The organism is Kitasatospora sp. NPDC038210 (genome assembly GCF_055600605.1).
The window spans coordinates 1-23,432 of sequence record NZ_JBVJYK010000049.1; the positions used below are offsets into that span (position 1 = coordinate 1).

Below are 23,432 nucleotides of genomic sequence, written 5' to 3' on the forward strand. Positions count from 1 at the left end.
GCGGGCGGTGCTGATCTCGGCGGGGCCGGTGAGGCGGCCGATCTCCACGTCGCCGTCGACGGCGGTGAGGCGGACGTTCGCGGCCTCGTCGATCTCGATCCGGCGGTGGGCGCCGTCGAAGGCGAGGGCGCCGAGGCGGCCGGTGGTGTGCAGCGCGCAGGCCTCGGTCCTGGCCTCGACGCGGGAGCCGGCCGGCAGGTGGACGATGACCTCGACGCCGCCGGCGCCGAGCAGCGGGTTGTCGGCCGGGGCGCTGCGGACCGTCAGCACGCCGTCGGCGTAGGAGACGGCGGTGCGCTCGGCGGTGCGGGCGTCGCGGTTCCTGGCGGGGTCGGCGGGGCGGACCTCGACGGTGGTGTCGGCGCGGTCGGCGGCGACCAGCCGTACGAGCCCGGCGGGGACGTCCAGGACGGCGGTGATCGCGGCGGGGGTGTCGAAGGTCTGCATCGTGCTCTCCGGTGTTCGGTCGCGGTGTGCGCCGCTCGCGGTGTGCGTCGCGGTGCCCGGCCGGGGGTGTCCCGGCCGGTGTTTCTGACATCGGAAACGCTACGTTGCTTTCCATGAAGCGACAATGCTGTCGTTGCATCAGAATGCCATCTCTGCAGGTGAAGTGCGGGAAAGTGTTGCAACGGTTCTGTCGGTAACGCAACGACATGAGACTTGTTCATTGCAATGGGTGAGAGGTGAACGCTATGGTGGGGATCAAGGACCACCACGAGGCACCACCGAGGAGACCGCGATGCCGGGAGGCCGACTCACCCAGCACGAACGCCAGCAGATCGCGCTGGGACTGGCCGACAGCCTCCCCTACGCCGAGATCGCCCGACGCCTGGAGCGCCCGACCTCGACCGTCACGCGCGAGGTGATGCGCAACGGCGGCCCCACCGCCTACCGCGCCGACCTGGCCCACCGCGCCACCGAACGCCGCGCCCACCGGCGCAAGCCCGCCGCCTCCCACGGCCCGGACGCCGCCGCCCGGCCGCAGGGCCGCGACACCGAGGCCCTGGCCGACTACGAGGAGACGCTCACCACCGTCCTCATGGGCTCGGGCCTGTCCCGGATGACGGCCCGCGTCCTGACCTGCCTGTTCACCACCGACGCGGGCAGCCTCACCGCCTCCGAACTCGCCCGGCGCCTGCAGGTCAGCCCGGCCTCCATCTCCAAGGCGATCGCCTTCCTGGAGAGCCAGAGCCTGGTGCGCCGCGAACGCGACGAACGCCGCCGCGACCGCTACATCGTCGACGACGAACTCTTCTACCAGGCGACCGTCGCCAGCGCCCGCGCCAACGACCAGCTCGTCGCCACCGCCCGCCAGGGCGCCGCGATCCTGGGCGCCGACACCCCCGCCGCCCACCGCCTGGAGAACGTCGCCCGCTTCCTCGACTTCATCAGCGAGAGCATCATCCGCGCCGCCGAACAGGCCCGCGCCGTCCTGCACACCAGGCCCGCCCCCGCCCCCGCCACCGCCCCCGCCACAGGGAGCAGCGCGGCCCCGGGCGGCTCCGCCGCCGTCAAGGGCCAGGGCGCCGCCGCGAGGTGACCACCCCTGGGGCCGCTCCCGGAAGCCGCCCAGGAGCCGGTGCGCGTACGCGTCCCGCGCACCGAGCTCCCGCACCACCCGACGGGCCTGCGCCGCCCGGCCCGTCCCACCCGGCAGCCGCACGAGCTGGTACAGCGCGCCGCGGTCGGCGCGACGGTGTGCATGCGCAGGTCCGGTACGGCGGTGTCCACCCGGGCAGTCTCGCCGCCCGGAGCGCGCCGCTGCCACCGGTTTTGCCCGCGGGCCCACCCGCAGCCGGGCCCGGCCGAACAGGGCACGGCAGGAGCACCGGACGCAGCCGCGCCCGGCGGTCCTGCTACGACTGCCGGGGGCGCAGCAGGGGCAGCGGGCGCAGGTGCGGCCAGCGGGCGAGCATGGCCCGGCGGACGTCCGCCGCGAGCATCCCGAAGGCGCGCAGCCCGCCACCGTCACCACCGTCACCACCGTCGCCGGCGGTCAGCCGGGCGACGACGTCGAGGCGGTGGGCGAGCCGCTGGCGGGCGGTGGCCGTGCCCCAGGTCCAGTCCTGCTCCACGGCCCTGGCCAGGTGGTCGACCGTGCCGCGTTCGGCCCGCTGGACCAGTGCGTCGCCCCGCAGCAGCCAGCCCGCGCACGCGTCGGTGAGGTCGTCCCCGGCCTCGGTGCCCGTCGCGGCGCGCCACGCGGCGCGGTAGGCGGCCTCCGCCTCGTCCAGCAGGGCGGCGGGCGGGGCGGTGGAGCACCAGCAGGTCGGGAACCCGATGCGCAGGTAGGCGAGTTCGACCAGGCCGCTGCCGAGCGAGGCCTGCTCGAAGTCGACGAACCGCACGCCGTCGCCGGTGTGCAGGTCGTTGCCGGGGCAGGGGTCGCCGTGCAGCAGCGCGTGGCCCGGTGCGGTGCGCAGACGCGCCGTCAGGGCGTCCAGTTCGGCCCGCACGGAGGGTGCCGCCGGGACGCCGAGGGCGGTGGCCAGGGCGAGGAAGGAGTCGGTGTCGCCCGGGCCGGGGGCCGGCCAGGCGGGCAGTGCGCCGCCCGCGTCGGCGGGGCCGGTGGCGGCGTGCAGCCGGGCCAGGGCCGCGGCGTAGTCCACCACCCAGTCCTCGGCGGGCGGCCGGTGCTCCAGGTACTCCAGGACCAGGACCCGCCGGGCGGGGTCGGTGCCCAGCAGCCGCGGCACCACGGGCGGATCCACCCGGGCGGCGAGGGCCAGCGCGGCCGCCTCGCGGGCGTAGCGCTCGTCGGCCTCCGGGGCGTCGACCAGCTGCTTGACCACCACCGGCGCGCCGGACAGCTCCGCCCGCCACACCCGCGACCGCGGGCTGCTCTCCAGCAGGCGGGCCTGGCGGGGCGTGCCGAGGGCGGCTCGCAGTTCCTCTCCGAACGGCAGTGTCGACTCCACGGCCCCATCCTGGCACAGGAGTGAACGGTGGTGCCCGTGAGTTGAGTTGGCGCCGGAGCCGCTTCGTGCGGTCAGGCCGGCTGCCACAGTTCGATGCGGTTGCCCTCCGGGTCGGTGACCCAGCCGAAGCGGCCGACGCCCGCCATGTCCTGGGTCTGCTCGGCGACCTGCGCCCCCTCGGCGCGCAGCTGCGCGAGCATCGCGTCCAGGTCGCGGACCCGGAAGTTGAGCATGACCTGCTGGGCGGGGGAGCCGAAGTAGTCGGTGCCGGCGTCGAACGGCGCGAACACCGTCGGCCCGCCCTCCTGGTGCCACAGCCCGTTCACGTCGGCGTCCAGTCCCAGGCAGTCGCGGTACCACGCGCCGAGCGCCGCCGGGTCGGCGGCCCGCAGGAAGTACCCGCCGATTCCAAGCACACGTTCCATGCCGCCCCATCCTGCCAGCCCCGCCGGCCCCGCGGGCGCTCACGCCCGGCCCGGCGCGCCACCCCTGCCCTCCGCCGCCGCCCTGCGCCACCGCCCTTGGCCGCGGCGCCGCCCGCGCTCGAACCCCGCACCTGCCGGTGCATCAGAACCCTGATATAACGTAGAACCCTCACAGTCCATGACCCGGGGGCGGCCAGGGAGGCGATCACCATGACCGACCACAGCACCGACCACGGCACCGACCCGGCGGGCGAAGCGGCCCCGGCTCCGGCCGACCCCCACGACCGCCTCGGCCACGCCATCAAACGCGCCGAACAGGCCCTCATCGGCGAGAAGACCCGCGCACTGCGCGCCGTGGACCTGACGGTGCCCCAGTACGTCACCCTGCTCCTCCTCCAGCAGTCCACCGGCATGTCCGGTGCCCAGCTCGCCCGCGAATGCATGGTCACCCCGCAGACCATGACCACGGTCCTGGCCAACCTGGAGACCAAGGGCCTGATCACCCGTGAGACCTCCAGCGTCCACCAGAAGGTCCTGGTGGCCAGGCTCACCCGCTCCGGCCACGCCCTGACCAGGAAGGCCGACGCCCTGGCCCGCGGCGTCGAACAGCGCCTCACCGACGCCCTCGACCCGGCCGAACAGGCCCAGCTGCGCGACCTCCTGGACCGCTCCACCGTCGCCCTGCGCGGCACCGACCGAGGCACCGACCGAGTGCCCGCCCGCCCCCACCCGTCCGCCGCCGCCCACCCGAGGAATCCCCGATGACCGACCGCCCCGCCCCCTTCGGCCCCGCAACCGCCCCCGGCACCGTCCTGGTGCTGGTCGACCTCCAGCAGTGGATCGTCGACCGTCCCTCCGCCCCGCTGGCCGGCGCCGACGTCGTGCGCAGCGCCGCCCGCCTGAAGACCGCCTTCGAGGACGCCGGCCGGCCCGTCGTCCTGGTCCGCTACGCCCGCCTCGACGGCAGCGACGGCGGCCCGGACTCCGTGTTCAACCGCTTCGCGCCCGAGGTCGCCGCCCGCCCCGGCAACGAGGTCGTCACCAAGTACGGCATCGACGCCTTCGAGGGCACCGACCTCGCCGAGCGCCTGCGCCGCCTCGGTGCCGCCCGCCTCGTCGTCGCGGGCATCACCACCGAGTACGGCGTCGGCGAGACCGTGCGCACCGCCCTCACCCTCGGCCACCCCGTCGCCGTCCCCGAGGACGCCGTCACCGCCCTCGCCGCCCCAGCCCACACCGCCGCCCTCCACGCGCTGCGCGGCCTGGGCGCCACCGTCACCACCACCGACACCCTCCTGGCCACCGCCCGCAACTGACGGGGCGTCGCGCCGCCGCAGGACCGCGGAGAACCCGTCGCGCGCGCATCCGGCGCCTTGGTGGGACGACGGGCATGAACCCCCACCGGGCCCCCGCCCCCGCCCCCGCCGTCCCCGTGGCCCTCTCCGTCCCCGTCCGCGTCCGTGACCTGACGCCCGCCGACCTGCCGGCCTGCACCTGGTCGGGATCCGCGACCCACCTGCGCCAGGTCGCACGGGAGTTGGAACGGGCGGCGGCCGGCGAGGTGGACTACCTCGCCGTGCGCCGGCACCGGCCTGCCCGTGGCGATCGGCGGCGTCGACTACCGCAGCGCCCCCGGCACGGGCACACTGTGGCAGCTCGCCGTGCTCCCGGCCCTGCAGTCCCACGGGCTCGGCCCGCTGCTCGTGCGCTGCGCCGAGGAACGCATCCGCGCCCGGGGCCTCGGGCGGGCCGAACTCGGCGTGGAGGACGACAACCCGCGGGCCCGCGCCCTGTACGAGCGGCTCGGCTGCACGGCCTTCGACCGGCGGCCCGACGCCTGGGACGAGGAGGCGCCCGACGGCTCGGTCCGCCGCCGCGAGACCGTGAGCACGATCATGCGCAAGGACCTGGCGTAGCGGACACCGGCCCGGCCCCGGGCCCGCCGGCCCCGGGCCCGCCGGTTCAGGGCCGTGTCACCGTCACCTGCACGGTGTCCTGCCCGGGGTCTGCGGTGAGCTGGAGCAGCCGGGCGCCGGGCGCGGACACGACGGCGGCGCCCCGGCTCTCCACCCGGTAGCCGTCGGGGAAGAGGGACTGCGGCAGGAACACCTCGGTGCGGGCGCCGGCGGCGAACGGCGCGCCGGAGTCGGCACGGCGGGTGCTGTAGCCGAGGGTGAACGTGCCGGTGGTGGCGTCGTACCGCCACTGCTGCGGGGTGCCGGCGACCGCCTGCGGGTACGGCCGGACGATCGCCGGGTCCATCAGGTTCGGGCCGGTCGGAGGTTCCTGGGGGTGCCCCGGCGTCTGGTCCTGCGCCAGGGACCAGAACATCCAGGACGCCGTGTTCTCGTCGAACCGCTCGGTGAGGCGGGTCAGCCTCGCCGCGTCCGTCGTCGCGCCGAACTCGGTCACCACCCCGACGGCGCCGTCGGCGGCGGCGCGCTCCAGCCCGTTGGTCACACAGGTGTCGACCGGGCCGAAGCAGTAGTCGTGGAAGCTCAGCCCCGCGTCCGGGTCGCCGGTCGGGTTCGGCACGAAGTCCGGCGTGCCGAAGTCGTTGGTCAGGGAAGGCTCGTAGAACAGGAGGTGGCGGCGGTCGACCCCGCGGATCGCCGTCATGGCCTTCGCCTCGAACGGCGCCAGCACGCCGCGCTCGAAGGCGGGACAGCCGTCCGGGAAGCACGTCGGGTAGTCCCAGCCGGGCCACGGCTCGTTGATCAGGTCGTAGCCCAGCACGGACGGCTGGTCCGCGAAGCGCTGCGCGACGTGCGCCCACATGGCCGCGTAGTGCTCCTGCACCCCGACGCCGTCGGGCGCGGCGTGGTCGTGCCAGAAGTTCGCCCACGCCTGGTTCTGCGCGGGGCTCGTGAAGTACACCTGCGGGAAGCCGGGATTCGGCTGCACCGGGTAGCCGTCGGCGAACGTCGCCCAGTCGGGGAACCCGTTCCAGCTCGCGCCCACCGACTCGTTGAACGCGTCCTGGTGGGAGTCGACGAGGCTGAGGATGCCGTACCGGGCCAGCAGCTGCTGGGTCCGGCGGATCTGCTCGACGTAGGCGTCGTCGTACACGCCGGGCTGCGGTTCGACCGCGCTCCACGCGAAGCCCAGCCGCACCGCGTTGAAGCCGTTCTCCGCCAGGAACCGCGCGTCCTGTTCGCCGAAACCGCCGGCCGCGGGGAAGTACGGCGGCTTCTTGTAGACCAGGTTCACGCCGTGGACGGTCACCACCCGGCCCTGGTCGTCGGTGAGCCAGCGGCCCGCGTGCCCCAGCGCGGCAGCTGCCGAGGCCGGCGCGGCCGGCGCGGCGGGCTCCGCCGTTGCCGCCGTCGCCGAGGCCGGTGCGGTCAGCCCCAGCACCAGCACGGCCGCCCCGAGACACCGCGCCGCCGAAGAAATGACAGTCATGGCACGAACCTTCCGACGGGAAAGCGCCCGCGGAAATGCCCACGGCGCCGACGACGGGAACGGAAAAGCTGCGGACCGGTCCGCCGCACAACGAGACCGTCAACGAACGGCCGACACGGCGGAACTGACGCGCAGATGCTATCCACCGCCGCCCGGAACGGCTCACGACACCCCGCCGGACCGCCCCCGCGCCCGGCACCACCGCACGGACGGCCCCCGGCGGCGCGCGACCAGCGTGCGGCGACGTGCGAGCCCCGGCGGCCCGGGCCGGGAAGCGCCGGTCATACCCGCGCGGGCATGGCCCCATAACCGTATTGGTCTTGGAAAACACCGACCCGCCGGCCATAGCGTCGACGGAGTTCGCACACGAGTCCACAGCGAAGGGGAATCCACCATGCCCGCCAACCGGAACACCAGCAGGCACCTGACGGTCAACCGGCTCCTCGCCGCCACGCTGGCCACCGCCGCGATCGCCGTCGCCGCAGGGGGAACCGCGGACGCCGACACCCCGCGCAGGAGCCACGTCGAGGTCCTCGAACTCAACGTCCGCAACGACCAGTACCAGGCCGTGGACCTCGCCCCCGCAGGGCCCAGCCTGGGCGACCTCTACGTCTACTCCGGCACCGCCCTCAAGGACGGCCGCAGCGTCGGCCGCGGCGGCGGATCGTGCCAGGTCATCCAGGCCGACGGCACCGGCGTCACCACCCAGTGCCTGCTCACCATGGAAGTCGAGGGCGGCTCCCTGACGATGCAGTCCCTCTGGACGAAGGGATCGACCGCCCCGCTCGACATGGCCGTCACCGGCGGCACGGGCACCTACGCCGGCGTCCGCGGCACCATCCGCTTCTGGGACATCGGCACGCCCGACGAGAGGGCGCGGGCCGAGATCCAGCGCTGACCCGCGACCCGGCCCGCGAGGGGACCAGGCAGCGGGGCAGGCAGCGGATCACGCGACCGGCGAGAGCTGTTCACGCACCCAACCGGGATCGGGGTTGGTGTGCGCCCGGCCCGCCACGAAGACCGTCGGCACCGTCTCGTTGCCGTCGTTCACCGCCCGCACGGCCGCCGCCGCCTCGGGATCGCGCCGGATGTCGACCCAGTGCAGCCGGCCGGCACTGCGCCCCAGCCGCAACCGCAGCCGCAGGCAGTACGTGCACCCAGGCCGCCAGAAGACGACCGGCCGACCGTCGGCCGCACTGCGGCGCTGCGCCTCGGCGGCGCTCACCGACCGCGGGAAGACCAGCGGGGTGTTCACGGCGGCGAGCAGCAGGAACACCAGCAGCAGGGCCGCGGCCGTACCGGTGTCCCCCTCCGCGGCCGGCCGCGCCGCAACGACCGCGCCGGACAGGACGATCACGGCCGGCAGGATCCAAAGGCGTGTCATGGGTCCGCAGACTACCGATGACCCGCCCCGGGCAGGCGAGCGGCTGCGGCTGCGCTTGCGGCGGCTGCCCGGCCACGGCGGCGCGCGCAGAGTTGCTCCCGCGCGGCCGACATCCGTGACGGTGACGGGCTCCCCGCCCTCCCCAGCTGCGAGGCGGGCGAGGACGAGGTGCCATGGAAGGGGGAAGCAGCGAAGGAGAAGCGCCATGACGAGGAGCGCCGTGACGAGGAGCGAGCACACCCGCCGCCCGGGGAAGCCGCAGCCCACGCCCCGCAGGGCCAGGCGGTTACCGCGCGGCGGGCGGCTCACGGCGCTGGCCGCCGCCCTGGCCGGCGCGGCCACGCTGCTGTGCGCCGCACCCTCGGGCGCCGCCACCGCGGTTCCGCACTACTCCCAGCAGCTGGCCAACGACTGCGAGGCGGCGTCGCTGCGCATGGTGCTGGCCTCCCGTGGCGTCCAGGTCGGGGACCAGGCCGTGCTCGCCCGGATCGGCGTCGACCGGGTGCACTACCAGTTCGGTGTCTCCGGTCCGCTCTCCGGCGATCCCTACCGTGCCTTCGTGGGCGACCCCAACGGCTCGGAGACGGCCGGCACCGGCTACGGCGTGTACTACCCGCCGGTCGCCCGGGCCGCGGGCTCCTACGGCCTGGCGGTCATGCAGGCGGGGCAGGGCATCAGCCCCTCCGAGCTGCGCGCGCAGGTGGCGGCGGGCCATCCGGCGATCGTCTGGGTCGACTACGGCTGGCGCGGTGTCGCGGCCGGCTCGTACACCGCCTACGACGGCCGCCAGGTGCTCTACGCCGGGCCGTCCGAGCACACCGTGGTCGTCTCCGCGGTCCGTGACGGACAGTTCCTGGTCGAGGACCCGGCCCGCGGGGAGTCCTGGATCAGCGAGGGCACCTTCGACGCCGGCTACGCCACGTACCAGGACATGGCGGTCATCGTCCGGTGACACCGCGCCGCCGCTCCACCCCGGGCGACGGGACGCGAAGCCGTGCACCCGGAGCGACCGGCCACCGCAGCGCACGACCCCCGGTCCCGGCCAGGCCCCCGGCCCCGGGACCGGGGGTCGTGTCAGCGCTTGACGATCCGGTCGAGGACGGCGGCGACGGCGGACTTGACCGCGTCGCGGTGGGCAAGCGGCTGCGCGGGCTGGTCGGGCGCGGGGCGCACGCCCCGGTCGGCGAGGACGTAGAGCAGGCGCAGGGTGCGCAGGCAGTTGCTGAGGTGGGCGGGCACCGGGGTGCTGAGGCGGTCGGCGCCGAAGCGGTCGGCGATCGGCTCCAGCCAGTCGACGGCCTCGCGCTCGGTCAGGTCGGTGCGGGTGAGGACGCGGGCGACGGCCCGGGCCAGGCGGTCGTCCTCCAGCTGGTCGTAGACGTGGTCGGTGGGCGCCGTCAGCCGCGCGGCGGCCAGCTCCAGCATCCGCACCGGCGCCACCTCGCGGTGGCGGCCGAAGGTGGCCAGCAGGTCCGCGCCGTGGGCCACCGCGTGCAGCCAGCCGAGCACGTCGTCGTGGCCGCGCAGGTCGTGCTCCGCCGGGTACCAGCGCTCGAACGCGTCCACCCAGCCGGCCTTGAAGTCCCCGGCGGACACCAGCATGTCGAGGACCAGGGGCGCGAAGGTGCGGGCCTCGATCCGCGGGTCGGTGAAGCGGGCGGCCATCTCGTCCCCCAGCTCCAGCCGCCGGGAGGTCCCGATCACCCCGCGGGCTATCCACGTCGCGAGCACGGCGTAGGGCGCGCCGTCGCGCACCAGCGGATCGGGATCCGCCAGCGCGCGGGACAGCTCGTCGACGACGTCGTCCACGGGCGGTCCGGCGGGCACGGCACAGTCGGCGGCCTCGATGCTCTTCCAGTCGATCATGACGCGCAGGATAGGGCGCCGGCGATGCCGTACGCCTGCGAATTGGAGCGGATCTCGCAGCGCATCGCATGAGGCCGGCCCGGTCCAGGGCAGGATGGACGGGCTCCTGACAGCGTGTCCCATGTGGTGATCGGGTCGTTGGGCCGGGTGTGGGGAGTGGTGGGTGGGGGTGGGGTTGGATCGTTCCTGATGGCCTGTGGGATCTGGCGGAGCCGTTCCGGCCACCCTCGGCCGGCACCGCTGGGTGATCGAGCGCACCACGGCCTGCCGCACCGGCTACCGCCGAACCGCGCGCCGCTACGAGCGCGACCACCTGCTCCACCTGGCCTTCCGCGACCCTGGCACCGTCATCACGTGCCACGAACGGCCGACGAAAGTCACCACGTGGGACGAGGTCTTAGACTGGCTCGTGCAGGCTGGAACGTCCGAGCGGGGGCGTGGAACATGGAGACCTTGCTTGTCTGGCTGGTGTTGTCCGCGGTTTTCGGGTTCCTGCTCTGCCTCGCTCATTTCTTCACCCGACGGACCCTTCGCTGGGCCGAGGCGGTTTTCCTCTTCTCCGGCGCCGTCTTCCTCACGGCCTGGGGCTCCGGGCCCGGGAGGTCGTTCTACGGGTCCTTCGTGAAAGGCCTCAGGGAAGCCGTCGAGAAGTTCTTCCTTCCCTTCTTCAAAGCCTTCAGGAAGGAGACGCCGGTCACCGATGCGGTGGGAATCGCGGCAGCAGCTGCCGTGGTCGCCGGTGCCCTGTATTTCCTGGACTTCCACTGTGCCCGGCGTGAGCCCCCGACGGTGGACGCGAAGCATGCCGAGGTGACGGGGAAAGACTCCGAATGCCTGCGCCAGGAAGTGGGGTTCAGGCTTCCAGCGGTCCAGATCAAGAGACCGCCACTGGTACCGGGCAGCGCACAGCTTCTGGACGGCCTGGCCGGGGTCGGAGAAGCGTTCGACTCGGACAAGGGGAAGGTGTTCGGTGCCGTTGTGCGGCTGGTGAAGGCGATCGAACCGCGCCCCCGCTCCTATGCCATCAGGCTGCACAGGGAGAAGACGAGTGCTGGTGGGATGCCTCACGGGGACCGGGTGACCGTGGATCTCCGGGACCGGGACACGGACCAAAGCGTGGTCGTCAAGACCCTCCCCGTGCCCGACGGTCGCGACGCGGCGGAGGGTGTCGCGGCGTTCATCGCACGGAACATCCTGAGGATGGACTTCTCGGTGCCGCCCTGGATGGCCGGGTCCACCGACGGTGAGGACCTTGCCGCCTACTTGCGCTCGAAAATGGTCTGCTCGTCCTCGCAGACCGGGGCGCAGGCCGAACTGGTCCGGCGGGAGCGGCGGAGCGAGCTCGCCGCCGTCGTGGACAAGAGCCCCAACGCAGGCATCGTGCGGTACGAGCTCGCCCTGCTGTACGACACCGATGGTGAGCATCTGGAGCCCCTCCGGCTCCACCTCATCAACAGGGTGCTCCACCCGGACTTCATCCGCGGACGCTACCGGACGGCCGTGTCACTCGGCATGCTGGGTGACGCTCAGGTGTTCTTCGAGCAGTGGACCGGCCGCGCCGCGCACCTAGGGGACCAGCACGAGCCGAACCGGGCGAGGCAGCGCAAGGACATCGCCCGCCTCATCTACGACAGCGGGCTCCTGAAGGGCGAGAACGAGGCGATGAAGCGAGCCCGCACATCATCGGACGGTGACCTCGAAGGGATACGCAGGGCGCTGCTCACGGTGTCCGAGCAGGAGTACCACGCGCTCGCCAGGTACATGCGTGTGCACCGCCTGGCTGCCGCGGGCTTGTTCCACCGCCAACGGCGCATCTCCGTACTGCCCTACCTCCGCAGCCGGCGGGCCCGGTGCAGCATGGTCAGGCTCTGCAGGCTGGGTGCGGACATGGCCGCGGTCAGGCTCAACGCGGACGAGCGATTCCTGTTCAAGAGGCAGCTCCGCGAGCTGCGGTACGTCAGGCGGGCCGGCATACCCGTCCCGAAGGCGTTCACGCAGGCCCTCCGGAGTGCCGGCGGGGTGAGGTTCGCCGGCCCGGCCCCCCACCGCAGGCACGAGCACTGGCGGGGAGGCCGGTTCGAGTGGCAGGTCATCTACAACCTCGGCTGCTTGTTCGCCATGCCTTCGAACGACCGGCGAGGCTGGACGGAGCCGTTCGACGCTTCCAGGGCGGAGTTGGCGGTGCGTCTGCTGAGGCACGCGGTCGTCGACCCCGAATGTGACCTGTCCGCTCCCTCCGAGTGGCTCCGGACCGATCCGGACCTGCGCTGGATCCGTGGATCCGCTCGGTTCGAGGAACTCGTGCAGGAGATGGCCGACCGCAGCTGCGAGGACGCGGCCGGACGGTCTTCCACATCGAGGGGAATCGTGATCCGCGTCCGGTGACAGCCGCGACGGCCGTGTGCTCGGGCGGCCTGGTCAAAGTTCGCGGGCCGATGACGGTCGGACCACCTCGATCCTGGCATGGAACCACTGGATCGAGAGGGGAAGCGGCACGAATCCGTCAGCGGACGTGTCGGCACTCGTCGGGCCGGTCTCCAGGGGGCTGCACGGCCCCTCCTTGCCCTTGGACGGGGGATGGACCGTGTTGTCAGCCATGTTGTGCCACCGCTCGGCGGCGACACCCTGCATGAGCCGGTCGGTCAGGAAACCCGGCGGCCAGCAAGTCCGCTCGTTGGCCTCCGCTCCGGCGAGCGAGGCGATGAGGGTCGTGTCGCTCCAGCTGAAATCCGCGTCCTGGAGCAGGGCGCCTGCGAAGTCGGCCCCCCTGAGCTCGGCCGCCGTGACATGTGCCCCGATCAGATCCGCGTTCCTGAGGTTCGCGCCGGTGAAGTCGGATCCGCGGAGATCGGCGTCGCGGAACTCGAAGCCGCTGAGATCCTGGTGCCTGAAGTCGGCGTCCCGCAGGCTCTTGCCACTGAAGTTCAATCCTTTGATCGAATGAGCGTGTGAGTCGAACCCGGGGATCGTGGAGGCGATCGCCACATCGGCCCGCCAGGTCGCCACCTCCTCCGCCTTTCCGATGGCCTGCTGGAGGAACATCACCGAAAGACCGACCGCGAACCCTGCGACCAGACCACCGCCCACCCCTGAGAGCACACTGCTCTCGGCCTGTTTGTCCCCTGACGTGGTGGGGTGGGATGCAAGCCGCCAGGCGAAAACGGCGAGAGACACTCCCACGAGGACCAGGACTCCGACCAGGATCCACTGCCAAGGGCTGATTCCAGACATGGGAAACCACAACCTGCGCTCGTCACAGCCGAGTAGCGCCGACTTGAGCCCGGGGACCGCCCGCTCCCCGCAGGCCTCTCTTCCACCGGTACCAGCCCCCACCGGCTCCCGCCACCGCGAGCCGCCGGATCGGCCGGCCCCGCGCCGACGCCTCCTGTCCGCGGGGCGCAGCTCGCCACCCGGCTGGAGATCCGCGAGGCGGAGCTTGCCGCGCAGACTCGACGGCTGGAGACCACGGACCAGGCCTGGCGCGAGGAGTTGCGACTCCAGCACGGCCACCCGCGCCGGACGGGGGATGCGGTCCCGCCTGGCGCCGCGCACGAAAAGAAGATCACCACGCGGGACGAGGCCTTGCGCCGGGCCGCCGACGCGCAGGCGGGGCGGCCCGGCCCCTGCGACCAGAGTAGTTGACCTCCGGGTCAACTACTCACTACGGTGGCGGCATGGGCAGACCGAAGGGCTTCGAACCGGACGTGGCCGTCGCGCAGGCGATGGAGACGTTCTGGACCAAGGGCTACTCGGCCACCTCGCCGGCCGACCTCGCCGAGGCGACCGGAGTGGCCAAGGGCAGCCTGTACCACGCCTTCGGGTCCAAACGGGAGCTGTTCGCCAGGGCGTTGGACCTCTACGGCCGGCTCGGCTCGGGACTGACCGAGGAGTTCCTCTCCCGGCCGGGCACCGCCAGGGAGCGCATCCACGCGTACTTCGTGCTGCTCGTGGACACGGACCTGGACGGGCCGGTGCGGCGCGGATGCCTGGCCCAGAACACCGTCGAGGAGCTCGGCGGGCAGGACGAGGAGGCCGCCCGCGCGGTGCACCGCATCGAGGAGCGCATGATCGCCCTGTTCACCGCCCGCATCGAGCAGGGGCAGCGGGACGGCGACGTCGACCGGAGCGTCGACGCCGGGGCACAGGCCCTGCTGCTGCAGACCACCCTCGCCGGGCTGCGGGTCATGACCCGGACCTTCGAGCGGCCGGTGCTGCACCGGATCATCGACACGGCCCTGGCCGGCCTCTGAGGTGCTGCGCCGCCACGGGCGACGCCTTTTCGCGCCCTGATTTTAGACCTCAAGTTCAAGAATTAGTCCCAAGAGGGGTGGATCATGGATCTCGGTATCAGCGGGAAGACCGCTCTGGTCACCGGCGCGAGTCGCGGCATCGGTCTCGCGATCGCCCGGAACCTGGCCGCGGAGGGGGTCCGGGTGGTGGGTGCCGCCCGGACCGTCACGCCCGAGCTGGAGGAAGCTGCCGTCGCGGCCCTGCCCGTCGACCTGAGCACCCGCGACGGGGCGCGGTCGGTCGTCGACCGGGCGCTGGCCGCGGTCGGCGGGATCGACTTCCTCGTCAACAACGTCGGCGGCGACACGGGGAACCTGTCCCTCGACGGCTTCCTGAACGTCGATGACGAGCAGTGGCAGACGATCTTCGACCTCAACCTGTTCAGCGCGGTGTGGACCACCAAGGCGGCCCTGCCGGGCATCCTGGAACGCAAGGGCGCGATCGTGAACATCTCCTCGATCAACGCCCGCATGCCGACCGGCGCGCCGGTCGGCTACGCGGAGGCCAAGGCCGCGCTGAACCAGTTCGGGAAGCGGCTCAGCGAGGAACTGGCGCCGCGCGGCGTCCGCGTCAACACCGTCTCCCCGGGCCCCACGGCCACTCCGGTGTGGACCGACCCGGACGGCTTCGGCAGCAAGGTGGCCGCCGCGTCCGGCGTGGACCACGACGCCCTGCTCGCAGGCCTGCCCGGGCAGTTCGGCATCGCCTCGGGACGCCTCACCGCCCCCGAGGAGGTCGCGGACCTGGTCGCCTTCCTGCTGTCCGACCGCGCCGCCAACATCCACGGCGCCGACCACGTCATCGACGGCGGCACCATCAAGACCGTCTGACAGCCCCCGCCGCCGGCCCGCCCGGCACCTTCCGATGGATCCCCCGCGTAGGAAGTCGGCCCCGCCGACTTCCTACGCGGGGGTGGTGAGGCGGTGGCGCAAGGAGGCCGGTCAGTTACTCCACGGGCGGTGTGCTGTAGCGGCCCAGGGTTTCGTCCGCTGTGGATTTGTCGAGCAGCCGGAGCTCCCAGGGACCGGTGTTCACGTCGAATTCCTTTCCGAATCCGACCCACTTTCCCGCCATGCGTCGGCCGGTCGGGTCGATCAGCAGCTGAATGGCGCCGTGGTACCGGGCGCCCTGGTAGTAGCCGTCAGGTGCGGTCTGCTCGACCCAGGTGCCAGTCACGATGTTCCGGTCGACGGTCAGGTCGAAGGACAGTGGAGAGTCGGGGTTGGACGAAGCGCCAGGGAGTGAACGCCCCGTGATGCGGTTCCCGCGCTGGGTCAGGACGACGTGGTGAAGGCCGGTGAAGGAGCCGTCGCGGCTGCTGCTGAAGAACTCGTAGCGGCTAAGCCATACCCCGGTGTGATCCTCGCCTGCCGGGACGGAAGCCGCCTGCACCGGTATGCCCGGTTCGCTGTTGGCCATGTCGTGCCCTCCTGTGCCATCCAGGGTTACCCCAGAAGGTAGCTGCGGTGTTTCGAACCCGAGGCGGTCCACAGGAAGATTGGTGACAGCCTCAAGAGCACGAACGTACACCGGTCGAGGGGCTCGTACCTCCCCGGATTCCCAGCGTTGGACAAGGCGTTTGCTCGCTTCGTTGGGCTCGCCCTGCTCCATTCCCGCTGTCCGCAGGCGCTTGGCGAACTCGTCCTGGCTCAGGCGCAGCCCACGGCGTACGGCCCGCAGAGCCTCGTTGGGCGTCGTCATGGCAACAGGCTAGCTCCAAATCGTTTTCTACGACGCCTAAATGACGTCTTGTCATGGCGCCGGAGCGACACCTTCCCGTCATCGCAATGGCTCCGCATCCACCGGCACGATCTGACTGTGCCTGCGGCGCGCGATCTCGTGCCGCAAGTCCGATCGAGATGGTCGAAGTTCGACTGCGGAAGGTTGTTTTCCCATGATTCCTGAACAGGTTCCCCGCTCCCACGGGTACGGGGTGCGGTTCGATCCCGGCGCGCAGCGTTACCGGGTCCGCAACGAGATCACGGGGGAGTGGCTGCGCAGCGACGCGACGGGCGAGTTGGCCTCGTTCACCTTCTTCGGGGACGCCTACACCGCGTGGCGCCTGTTCGAGGTGCACCCGAGGCCGGGGGAGGCGCCGCGATGACCTCCGCGCTCTCCCGTGCCACCGCCGAGCAGCGCCGGCAGGCGGCCTGCGTCGTGGAAGACCTCGTCTCCGTCCTCGCGCTCGGTGGGGTCACGTTGCCCTCCATCGAAGTCGACTGGGAGTACGGCCGGATCACCGGCAACTACCTGATCGACCTCGGCTCGGCCCGGCCGCTGGACCTGCTGCGTCTGCTCGACCTCCTGCGCAAGGGGCTGCGCTACGAGCGCCTGACGTATGACGTCTGATCACCTGGCCCGTCTTCTCTGGTGGGCGGCCTTCAGCCTCCGGCTCTCCCGCACGCTCAGAAAGTGAACTCCCCGATGCAAGACCCCCGCCTTCTCGCCAAGCCGCCGGTGTGCCGGCTCGGCTGTCTCGTCCTGGTGCGCAACCGGCGCGGTGACGTCCTGCTCGTGAACCCGGACTACCTGGACGGCATGATCCTGCCCGGCGGCTCCGCCAAGCCCGACGAGCCCCCGCACCTGGCCGCCGCCCGCCACCTGCACGCCGAGACCGGCCTGCACCTGCGCCTGAACGACGTGATCGCCGTCGACTTCACCCCCGCCGACCGCCACCTGGAACGCCTCAACCTCGTCTTCGACGGCGGCACCGTGCCCGACGACGTCTGCCTCACCGTCCCCGCGCAGCAGCGCAGCGGACTGCTCGGCGCCCGCTTCGTGCCCGTCCGCGACCTGCCCGCCCGCATGGCTCCCGCCCAGGTGGCCCGCGTCACCGAAGCCCTCGCCGGCCGCGCCCTGCCCGTCCTCCTCCACGGACAGCGCCCCACCTGACACACCTCGCACAGGAAGTCGGCGGGGCCGACTTCCTGTGCGAGGGCCGGGGCCGGGGTCAGGTGCCGAGGGTGTGGCCGGTGGTGGCGTCCACGTGGGCGGGGATCTCGTCGTGGCGGTCGCCGACGGTCGGGGTGCCGGTCGGTTCGAACATGAGGATCGCGGCGCCGTCCGGGGCGGAGGGCCTGTGCTCCGTGCCGCGCGGGACGGTGAAGACCGACCCGCGCGGCAGCACGACGGTGCGCTCGCCGTCGGGTCCGCGCAGGGAGATGCGCAGTTCGCCGTCGAGGACGAGGAAGAACTCGTCGGTGTCGTCGTGGGCGTGCCAGACGTGGTCGCCGTGGACCTTGGCGATGCGGACGTCGTAGTCGTTGACGCGGGTGACGATGCGGGGGCTCCACAGCGCGTCGAAGGAGGCCAGGGCCTCGTCCAGGGGGATGGGCAGGCTGTTCATGGGACCCATCCTGCGGGTGCCGGCCGGCCGGCGGGAGTGCTAGGAATCGCACATGTCGAAAGAATCCTCGCACCGGGGCGGCGCGGCGGGCGTGCACCGGGTGGTCGTGATCGTGGACGAGAACTCCAATCCCTTCGAGCTCGGGTGCGCGACCGAGGTGTTCGGTCTGCGCAGGCCGGAGATCGGCCGCGACCTCTACGACTTCCGGCTGTGCTCGCCCGGGTCCCGCACCCTGATGCGGGACGGGTTCTTCACGCTCACGGGCGTCGCCGGGCTGGAGGCGGCCGATGACGCGGACACCCTGATCGTGCCCAACCGCCCCGACCCCGAGGTGCCCCGCCGCCGCGCGGTGCTGGACGCCGTCCGCCGGGCGCACGCGCGCGGCGCGCGCCTGATCGGCTTCTGCAGCGGGGCGTTCACCCTGGCCGAGGCCGGGGTCCTCGACGGGCGGCGGGCCACCGCGCACTGGCAGTGGGCGGATTCCTTCCGGGCCCGTTTCCCCTCCGTCCGCCTCGAAACGGACGTGCTGTTCGTGGACGACGGCGACATCCTCACCGCCGCGGGCAGCGCGGCCGCCCTCGACCTCGGGCTGCACGTGGTGCGGCGCGACCACGGCGCGGAGGTCGCCAACGCGGTGAGCCGGCGGCTGGTCTTCGCGGCCCACCGGGACGGCGGGCAGCGGCAGTTCGTGGAGCGGCCGATGCCCGACCTGCCGGACGAGTCGCTGGCGCCCGTGCTGGCCTGGGCGCAGGAGAGGCTGGACGCGCCGCTCACGGTGGCCGACCTCGCCGGGCGGGCGGCGGTCAGCCCGGCGACGCTGCACCGCCGCTTCCGGGCGCAGCTGGGAACGACCCCGCTGGCGTGGCTGACGGGGGAGCGGCTCGCCCTGGCCTGCCGGCTGATCGAGCGGGGCGAGCGACGCTTCGAGGTCGTCGCCCGGCGCAGCGGGCTGGGCACCGCGGCCAACCTGCGGGCGCTGATGCGCCGCGAGACGGGCATCACACCGTCGGCGTACCAGCGCCGGTTCGGGGCGGGGCCGGGGTGAGGGCCGGTCACCACGCGCGCCCGGCCGGGGCGGCCGGGAACGGGGACGGAGCAGGGTTCGGCCGGGTAGGTCAGGCCAGGGCCGCGGCGAGGCGTTCGGGCAGGGTGGCGTACGGGCGGCAGTCGAGCACCGGCAGGGCGTGGGCTGCGGCCTGGGCGGCGAGCCAGGCGGAGTAGCGGGCGCTGACGGCGGCGCGTTCGGGCTGGGGGCCGCAGTCGGGCTCGCGGTCGGCGTAGTTGGCGGCGATGCGGGCCGGGTCGTCCTCGTGGAGGAAGACCGCCCGTACCCGCCGTCCCTGCCCGGCGGCCTCGGCGGCGGCGCGGGCGGCGGCGGCCGGGGTCAGGTAGTCGCCCTCGACGACGGCGGGCACGTCGACGGTGAGGCGGTTGCGCACGACGCCGAGCAGGGCCGCCTCCAGGGCGCGGGCGGTGGCGATCTGCAGCTCCAGGACCCGCTCGGCGCCCCCGGCCGGGGCCGGGCCGGTGAAGTGGTGCAGCCCGGGGTGGGTGGCCGCCGTGGTGGCGGCCTGCAGGGCGGCGACGACGTCGTCGAACTCCACCGTGAACGCCCCGTGCCGGGCGGCCAGGCGGGTGGCGGCACGGCTCTTGCCGACCCCGGAGGCCCCGCCGATCAGCAGGACGTCCCACGGGCTGTCGTCGGTGTGCATACGGCCACCGTAGGCGCCGGCGCCACGCACGGGCCCGGCGGGGTGCCGGCGGCGGATCCCCGGGCCGGCCCCCGTGGTGTGCGGGTCAGTCCTGGTCGCGGGTGGCGGCGCGGCGGACGGACCAGGGCAGCACGAACCACAGGCCGGTGAAGATCAGCGCGATGACGCAGGCGATCGGGACGGCCACCGCCGCGCCGAGGACGACGTCGAGGACCAGCAGGACGGCGCCGGTCAGGGCGCTGGCGAGCAGCACCAGGCCGATCTGCGCGATGCGGGTGGAGACGGTGACGATCCGTGCCTTGGCGGGGTGGTGGTACAGGCCGCGGTGCAGGGCGACGGGGGTGGCGAGGACGGCCGCGGCGACGACGCTCAGCAGCAGGGTGGCGATGTAGATGTCCTGCTGGGCGTCGGTGAGTTCGGTGAAGCGCGGGGTGAAGGCGACGCCGAGGAGGAAGGCGAACACGATCTGCACGCCGGTCTGCAGCACCCGCAGCTCCTGCAGCATCTCCACCAGGCGCCGGTCGGCCCGTACGGCGGGGTTCTCCCAGCCGGGCGGGGCCGCGGGGGAGGGCTGCGGGGCGTCCGGGGGCGGCGGTGTGCTGGTCATCTGGGTCCTTTCGTGGATGCTCCTGGCTTCAGCGGGGGAGGAATCGGAGCCTCTGCGGAGCAGGGTAGGGGGCTGCGACGCGGCGATGCTGACGGCGTGGAAGAAGACCGGGGAACCGGCCTACCTGTCCGAGGTGTCGTCCGTCCGTTGCAGCGGACGCCTCGGCATCTGCAAGGGGCGTTCGGGAACTTCTGGGCGAAGCGGGCGAAGTACCCGGCGTTCACGTCCCGGAAGAAGTCCCGGAGGTCCGCCGAGTACACCACCAGCGGGTTCCGGTACCGCGATGGCAGGCTGCCCCTGGCGAAGACGGCCGAGCCGCTGGACATCGTGTGGTCCCGGCGCGCTTGCCCGGGCGCCGGGTGGCGTGATCTGCTGGCGCCGGCATCGCGTGCCGGTGACGGGCTGCGTCAGGCATGGAGGTGCACGACCGAAAGGGACCGCCACCCGTGGCCTCCCCCTCCGACGGCCGTACGGCCGCCCTCAGCCTTCAACTCTCCCGCGCGCACCAGGACTTGCGCCGCCGTCTCGCCGCCGTCCGCGCCGGCCTCGGGCACCGCCGCCCGGGCGGCGACGACACCCTCCTCACCCACTGCCTGGCCTTCTGCACCGCCCTGACCAACCACCACCAGGGAGAGGACGACGGCCTCTTCGCCCAACTCCTGCGCGAGAGGCCCGACGTGGCGCCGACCGTGGCCAAACTCGTCGAGGACCACGGGTTCATCTCCGCCATCCTCACCCGGGTGAGCGACCTCGCCGCACAGGCCGCCGACCCCGCGAGTGCCGCCGCCCCCGCCGACCTGGAGGCCATCGGGCGCGAACTCGACGGACTGGCCGCCATCATGGACTCCCACTTCGGCTACGAGGAACGGGCCATCGGCGCCGCCCTCGACGCCGGGGTGCGCGACGACGGCTGGTCAGAGCCGGTCCTGCGCTTCGGGACCCCGGCCCCGTAGAACCCGCCGTAAAACCCGTCGCCAGGGGCGAGCGGCCTTCCCTACACTCGCCACGCGGCCGCGCCCCGACGCGCGGCCCGCCGAGCCGACGAACGAGACGGGAGAGGGGGCGAGCGGCCGTGCCGAAGCAGTGCGCCGCCGCCCCCTCTCCCGCGTCGCGGTACGAGGTGATCCTGGTGTCCCCGTCCTTCCGGTGCCCGCTGCGCGGCCGGCACCGGAACGGTGCCGCCACCGTCTGAACCCGGCACAGCCCGGCCCGGCCAGGCATGCCCCGGCTGGTCCCCGCCCGTGCGGCCCCTGCGGGACCACCCGTCTCCGACGGTCCGCCGGCACCGGCAATCGCGCGCCCACCCCGTACCGAAACGCCTCGAAAGGCAACCGGGCCATGCGCACCCACACCACCACCAGCAGCACCACCAGCACGGCCGCCGTCACCACCGGCACCGGCGTAGCCACCATCGCCGCCGTCCGCAACCTCGGAATCCTCGCCCACGTCGACGCCGGCAAGACCACCGTCACCGAGCGGATCCTCTACCTCACCGGCACCACCCACAAGCGCGGCGAGGTCCACGACGGCACCACCGTCACCGACTTCGACCCCCAGGAACGCGACCGCGGCATCACCATCTTCGCCGCCGCCGTCAGCTGCGCCTGGGCCGGCCACCGGATCAACCTCATCGACACCCCCGGCCACGTCGACTTCGCCGACGAGGTCGAACGCTCGCTGCGCGTCCTGGACGGCGCGGTGGCGGTGTTCGACGCGGTCGCCGGCGTCGAGCCGCAGAGCGAGTCCGTCTGGCGCCAGGCCGAACGCCACGGCGTGCCGAGGATCGCCTTCGTCAACAAGCTCGACCGCGCCGGCGCCGACCTGGACACCGCCGTCGCCTCCATCCGCGAACGCCTGCACCCGCACCCGCTCGCCGTCCAACTGCCCATCGGCACCGAGGAGTCCTTCACCGGCGTCGTCGACCTGCTGCGCCTGCGCGCCCTCACCTGGCACGACGACGGCACCCCGGCCGCCGAGACCCCGGTGCCCGCCGGCCTCGCCGCCGAGGCCGCCGCACGCCGCCGCGCCCTGGAGGAGGCCGTCGCCGAACTGAACCCCGAGGCCCTGGAGGAGTTCTGTGCCCACGGCACCGTCACCGCCGCGACCCTGGCCACCGCCCTGCGCGAACTCACCCGCACCGGCGAGGCCGTCGTCGTGCTGTGCGGCTCCGCCTACCGCAACCGCGGCATCGAACCCCTGCTGGACGCCGCCGTCGCCTACCTGCCCTCCCCGCTCGACGTCCCGCCCGTACGGGCCGCCGACCACGGCGCGGACGGCACCCGACAGCAGCGCACCGCCGACCCCGAACAGCCCCTGACCGCCCTGGCGTTCAAGGTCGTCGCCGCCCCCACCGGACGCCTGACCTACCTGCGCCTGTACGCCGGAACCCTGCACAAGGGGGCCACCGTGCTCGACACCACCACCGGCCGCACCGAACGCGTCGCCCGCATCCTGCGGGTGATGGCCGACCGCCACAGCGAGACCGACCACGCCCGCGCCGGCGACATCGTCGCCGTCATCGGCCCCAAGGCCGCCCGCGTCGGCGCCACCCTCTGCGACCCCGACCACCCCATCCTCCTGGAGGCCCCCGTGAGCGCCGAACCGGTCGTCACCGTCGCCGTCGAGGCCCGCCGCGCCACCGACACCGACAAGCTCGCCGCCGCCCTGGCCCGCCTCGCCGAGGAGGACCCCTCGCTGCGCCTGGCCACCGACCCGGAGACCGGCCAGCGCACCCTGTCGGGCCTGGGCGAGCTGCACCTGGAGGTCGCGGTGGAGAAGGTGCGCCGCGACAGCGGCATCGAGGCGGTCACCGGGGCGCCGACGGTCGCGCTGCGCGAGGCCCTGGTCGAGGGCGTCGGCGGCTTCGTGTACCGGCACGCCAAACAGGACGGCGGCGCAGGCCAGTTCGCGCACCTCGTGCTCGACGTCGGCCCGCTCGCGGACGACGCCGACGGGGAGTTCGCGTTCGCCTCGACCGTCACCGGCGGGCGGGTGCCGCGCGAGTACGTGCAGGCCGTGGAGGCGGGCTGCCGCGACGCCCTCGCCGAGGGCCCGCTCGGCGGGCACCCGGTCACCGGCGTCGCCGTCACCCTCACCGACGGGGCCACCCACCCCAAGGACTCCTCCGAGCTCGCCTTCCGCACCGCCGCCCGCCTCGCCCTGCGCGCGGCGCTGCGGGCCTCGCGGATGCGCCTGCTGGAGCCGGTCGCGGAGGTGACGGTCACCGTGCCCGAGGACGCGCTGGGCACCGTCCTCGGCGACCTCGCCGCGCGCCGCGGCCTCGTCCGGGCCACCACGGCCGGACACGGCGGCACCGCCCGGGTGAGCGCGCTGGTGCCGCTGGCCGAACTGTTCGGCTACGCGGGCCGCCTACGCAGCCGCACCCAGGGTCGCGGCACCTTCACCAGCCGCCCGGCCGGCTACGCGCCCGCACCCGCGAGCGCCGGCTGAGCCCGCTGCCCGGCCCTCCCCGCCCGGGG

At 73.3% G+C, this 23,432-nt stretch carries 25 protein-coding genes and 3 pseudogenes; 17 read left to right on the plus strand and 11 right to left on the minus strand.

The genetic code is table 11. The features are described from left to right. A partial coding sequence (locus ACZ7KX_RS41185; RefSeq protein ID WP_470331077.1) for a DUF4097 family beta strand repeat-containing protein occupies nucleotides 1-447 on the minus strand: 447 nt, incomplete at its 3' end. Nucleotides 448-739: 292 nt separating this feature from the next. On the opposite strand from ACZ7KX_RS41185, the gene ACZ7KX_RS41190 reads away from it, so the two are divergent. Then, a complete protein-coding gene (locus tag ACZ7KX_RS41190; RefSeq protein ID WP_470331078.1) occupies nucleotides 740-1,540 on the plus strand; it encodes a helix-turn-helix domain-containing protein in 801 nt (266 codons plus the stop codon). A 316-nt stretch (nucleotides 1,541-1,856) separates the two neighbouring features. Here the strand turns inward: ACZ7KX_RS41190 and ACZ7KX_RS41195 are convergent, their stop codons facing one another. Both ACZ7KX_RS41195 and ACZ7KX_RS41200 read right to left on the minus strand, forming a co-directional pair. Next, nucleotides 1,857-2,918, minus strand: a complete 1,062-nt coding sequence (locus tag ACZ7KX_RS41195; protein WP_470331079.1) for a phosphotransferase — start codon at nucleotides 2,916-2,918, stop codon at nucleotides 1,857-1,859. A 71-nt stretch (nucleotides 2,919-2,989) separates the two neighbouring features. Beyond that, the gene (locus tag ACZ7KX_RS41200; RefSeq protein WP_470331080.1) at nucleotides 2,990-3,343 is read right to left on the minus strand and encodes a VOC family protein; all 354 of its coding nucleotides are present in this window, start codon (nucleotides 3,341-3,343) and stop codon (nucleotides 2,990-2,992) included. A gap of 210 nt (nucleotides 3,344-3,553) precedes the next feature. Between ACZ7KX_RS41200 and ACZ7KX_RS41205 the strand changes: the two genes are divergently transcribed. The 3 genes and pseudogenes from ACZ7KX_RS41205 (at nucleotide 3,554) to ACZ7KX_RS41215 (ending at nucleotide 5,259) form a co-directional block, all read left to right on the plus strand. Then, a complete protein-coding gene (locus ACZ7KX_RS41205) occupies nucleotides 3,554-4,108 on the plus strand; it encodes a MarR family winged helix-turn-helix transcriptional regulator (RefSeq protein ID WP_470331081.1) in 555 nt (184 codons plus the stop codon). Then, nucleotides 4,105-4,659, plus strand: a complete 555-nt coding sequence (locus ACZ7KX_RS41210) for a cysteine hydrolase family protein (RefSeq protein ID WP_470331082.1) — start codon at nucleotides 4,105-4,107, stop codon at nucleotides 4,657-4,659. The genes ACZ7KX_RS41205 and ACZ7KX_RS41210 overlap by 4 nt, the downstream gene beginning before the upstream one ends. A gap of 74 nt (nucleotides 4,660-4,733) precedes the next feature. Further along, nucleotides 4,734-5,259 (plus strand): annotated as a pseudogene (locus tag ACZ7KX_RS41215) (GNAT family N-acetyltransferase). 46 nt (nucleotides 5,260-5,305) lie between these two features. Here ACZ7KX_RS41215 and ACZ7KX_RS41220 read toward each other — a convergent pair. Then, nucleotides 5,306-6,748 (minus strand): cellulase family glycosylhydrolase, encoded by a 1,443-nt coding sequence (locus ACZ7KX_RS41220; protein WP_470331083.1) that lies wholly within the window; start codon nucleotides 6,746-6,748, stop codon nucleotides 5,306-5,308. 394 nt (nucleotides 6,749-7,142) lie between these two features. On the opposite strand from ACZ7KX_RS41220, the gene ACZ7KX_RS41225 reads away from it, so the two are divergent. Then, nucleotides 7,143-7,646, plus strand: coding sequence for an allene oxide cyclase barrel-like domain-containing protein (locus tag ACZ7KX_RS41225; RefSeq protein ID WP_470331084.1), 504 nt, complete (start codon nucleotides 7,143-7,145; stop codon nucleotides 7,644-7,646). A 48-nt stretch (nucleotides 7,647-7,694) separates the two neighbouring features. Here the strand turns inward: ACZ7KX_RS41225 and ACZ7KX_RS41230 are convergent, their stop codons facing one another. Next, entirely contained in the window at nucleotides 7,695-8,132 is a 438-nt protein-coding gene (locus tag ACZ7KX_RS41230; protein WP_470331085.1) for a glutaredoxin domain-containing protein, read from the minus strand. 205 nt (nucleotides 8,133-8,337) lie between these two features. Here ACZ7KX_RS41230 and ACZ7KX_RS41235 point away from each other — a divergent pair, with 205 nt between their 5' ends. Next, entirely contained in the window at nucleotides 8,338-9,084 is a 747-nt protein-coding gene (locus ACZ7KX_RS41235; RefSeq protein ID WP_470331086.1) for a C39 family peptidase, read from the plus strand. 122 nt (nucleotides 9,085-9,206) lie between these two features. On the opposite strand, the gene ACZ7KX_RS41240 is transcribed toward ACZ7KX_RS41235, so the two are convergent. Further along, nucleotides 9,207-9,998, minus strand: a complete 792-nt coding sequence (locus ACZ7KX_RS41240) for a DUF2785 domain-containing protein (RefSeq protein WP_470331087.1) — start codon at nucleotides 9,996-9,998, stop codon at nucleotides 9,207-9,209. Nucleotides 9,999-10,224: 226 nt separating this feature from the next. On the opposite strand from ACZ7KX_RS41240, the pseudogene ACZ7KX_RS41245 reads away from it, so the two are divergent. Next, nucleotides 10,225-10,329: pseudogene (locus ACZ7KX_RS41245) on the plus strand (IS5/IS1182 family transposase); the annotation flags it as partial. 113 nt (nucleotides 10,330-10,442) lie between these two features. Beyond that, nucleotides 10,443-12,383: a hypothetical protein gene (locus ACZ7KX_RS41250; protein WP_470331108.1), complete on the plus strand. Its 1,941-nt coding sequence runs from the start codon at nucleotides 10,443-10,445 to the stop codon at nucleotides 12,381-12,383. Between the two features lie 33 nt (nucleotides 12,384-12,416). On the opposite strand, the gene ACZ7KX_RS41255 is transcribed toward ACZ7KX_RS41250, so the two are convergent. Beyond that, complete coding sequence (locus ACZ7KX_RS41255; RefSeq protein ID WP_470331088.1) at nucleotides 12,417-13,229, minus strand: pentapeptide repeat-containing protein; 813 nt, start codon at nucleotides 13,227-13,229, stop codon at nucleotides 12,417-12,419. A gap of 443 nt (nucleotides 13,230-13,672) precedes the next feature. Between ACZ7KX_RS41255 and ACZ7KX_RS41260 the strand changes: the two genes are divergently transcribed. Together ACZ7KX_RS41260 and ACZ7KX_RS41265 are read left to right on the plus strand one after the other, a co-directional pair. Then, nucleotides 13,673-14,248: a TetR/AcrR family transcriptional regulator gene (locus tag ACZ7KX_RS41260; RefSeq protein WP_350519369.1), complete on the plus strand. Its 576-nt coding sequence runs from the start codon at nucleotides 13,673-13,675 to the stop codon at nucleotides 14,246-14,248. 84 nt (nucleotides 14,249-14,332) lie between these two features. Next, a complete protein-coding gene (locus ACZ7KX_RS41265) occupies nucleotides 14,333-15,118 on the plus strand; it encodes an oxidoreductase (protein WP_470331089.1) in 786 nt (261 codons plus the stop codon). Nucleotides 15,119-15,233: 115 nt separating this feature from the next. On the opposite strand, the gene ACZ7KX_RS41270 is transcribed toward ACZ7KX_RS41265, so the two are convergent. Continuing rightward, nucleotides 15,234-15,989, minus strand: a complete 756-nt coding sequence (locus tag ACZ7KX_RS41270; protein WP_470331090.1) for a helix-turn-helix domain-containing protein — start codon at nucleotides 15,987-15,989, stop codon at nucleotides 15,234-15,236. 193 nt (nucleotides 15,990-16,182) lie between these two features. Here ACZ7KX_RS41270 and ACZ7KX_RS41275 point away from each other — a divergent pair, with 193 nt between their 5' ends. The 3 genes from ACZ7KX_RS41275 (at nucleotide 16,183) to ACZ7KX_RS41285 (ending at nucleotide 17,180) form a co-directional block, all read left to right on the plus strand. After that, a complete protein-coding gene (locus tag ACZ7KX_RS41275; protein WP_470331091.1) occupies nucleotides 16,183-16,392 on the plus strand; it encodes a hypothetical protein in 210 nt (69 codons plus the stop codon). Further along, nucleotides 16,389-16,637, plus strand: a complete 249-nt coding sequence (locus tag ACZ7KX_RS41280) for a hypothetical protein (RefSeq protein WP_470331092.1) — start codon at nucleotides 16,389-16,391, stop codon at nucleotides 16,635-16,637. Before ACZ7KX_RS41275 ends, ACZ7KX_RS41280 begins: the two co-directional genes overlap by 4 nt. A 75-nt stretch (nucleotides 16,638-16,712) precedes the next feature. Further along, the gene (locus ACZ7KX_RS41285; RefSeq protein ID WP_470331093.1) at nucleotides 16,713-17,180 is read left to right on the plus strand and encodes an NUDIX domain-containing protein; all 468 of its coding nucleotides are present in this window, start codon (nucleotides 16,713-16,715) and stop codon (nucleotides 17,178-17,180) included. Between the two features lie 58 nt (nucleotides 17,181-17,238). Here the strand turns inward: ACZ7KX_RS41285 and ACZ7KX_RS41290 are convergent, their stop codons facing one another. Beyond that, on the minus strand, nucleotides 17,239-17,634 hold the full coding sequence (locus tag ACZ7KX_RS41290) for a cupin domain-containing protein (protein WP_470331094.1): 396 nt from the start codon (nucleotides 17,632-17,634) through the stop codon (nucleotides 17,239-17,241). Between the two features lie 52 nt (nucleotides 17,635-17,686). Here ACZ7KX_RS41290 and ACZ7KX_RS41295 point away from each other — a divergent pair, with 52 nt between their 5' ends. Continuing rightward, a complete protein-coding gene (locus ACZ7KX_RS41295; RefSeq protein WP_470331095.1) occupies nucleotides 17,687-18,679 on the plus strand; it encodes a GlxA family transcriptional regulator in 993 nt (330 codons plus the stop codon). 70 nt (nucleotides 18,680-18,749) lie between these two features. Here the strand turns inward: ACZ7KX_RS41295 and ACZ7KX_RS41300 are convergent, their stop codons facing one another. Together ACZ7KX_RS41300 and ACZ7KX_RS41305 are read right to left on the minus strand one after the other, a co-directional pair. After that, the gene (locus ACZ7KX_RS41300) at nucleotides 18,750-19,346 is read right to left on the minus strand and encodes an AAA family ATPase (RefSeq protein ID WP_470331096.1); all 597 of its coding nucleotides are present in this window, start codon (nucleotides 19,344-19,346) and stop codon (nucleotides 18,750-18,752) included. 85 nt (nucleotides 19,347-19,431) lie between these two features. After that, a complete protein-coding gene (locus ACZ7KX_RS41305) occupies nucleotides 19,432-19,953 on the minus strand; it encodes a DUF6328 family protein (protein ID WP_470331097.1) in 522 nt (173 codons plus the stop codon). A gap of 79 nt (nucleotides 19,954-20,032) precedes the next feature. On the opposite strand from ACZ7KX_RS41305, the pseudogene ACZ7KX_RS41310 reads away from it, so the two are divergent. The 3 genes and pseudogenes from ACZ7KX_RS41310 to fusA all read left to right on the plus strand — a co-directional run. Next, a pseudogene (locus tag ACZ7KX_RS41310) lies at nucleotides 20,033-20,310 on the plus strand (RNA-guided endonuclease TnpB family protein); the annotation flags it as partial. An 89-nt stretch (nucleotides 20,311-20,399) separates the two neighbouring features. Continuing rightward, nucleotides 20,400-20,906: a hemerythrin domain-containing protein gene (locus ACZ7KX_RS41315; RefSeq protein ID WP_470331098.1), complete on the plus strand. Its 507-nt coding sequence runs from the start codon at nucleotides 20,400-20,402 to the stop codon at nucleotides 20,904-20,906. 385 nt (nucleotides 20,907-21,291) lie between these two features. Beyond that, nucleotides 21,292-23,403, plus strand: a complete 2,112-nt coding sequence (fusA, locus tag ACZ7KX_RS41320) for an elongation factor G (protein WP_470331099.1) — start codon at nucleotides 21,292-21,294, stop codon at nucleotides 23,401-23,403. Nucleotides 23,404-23,432: the final 29 nt, after the last annotated feature.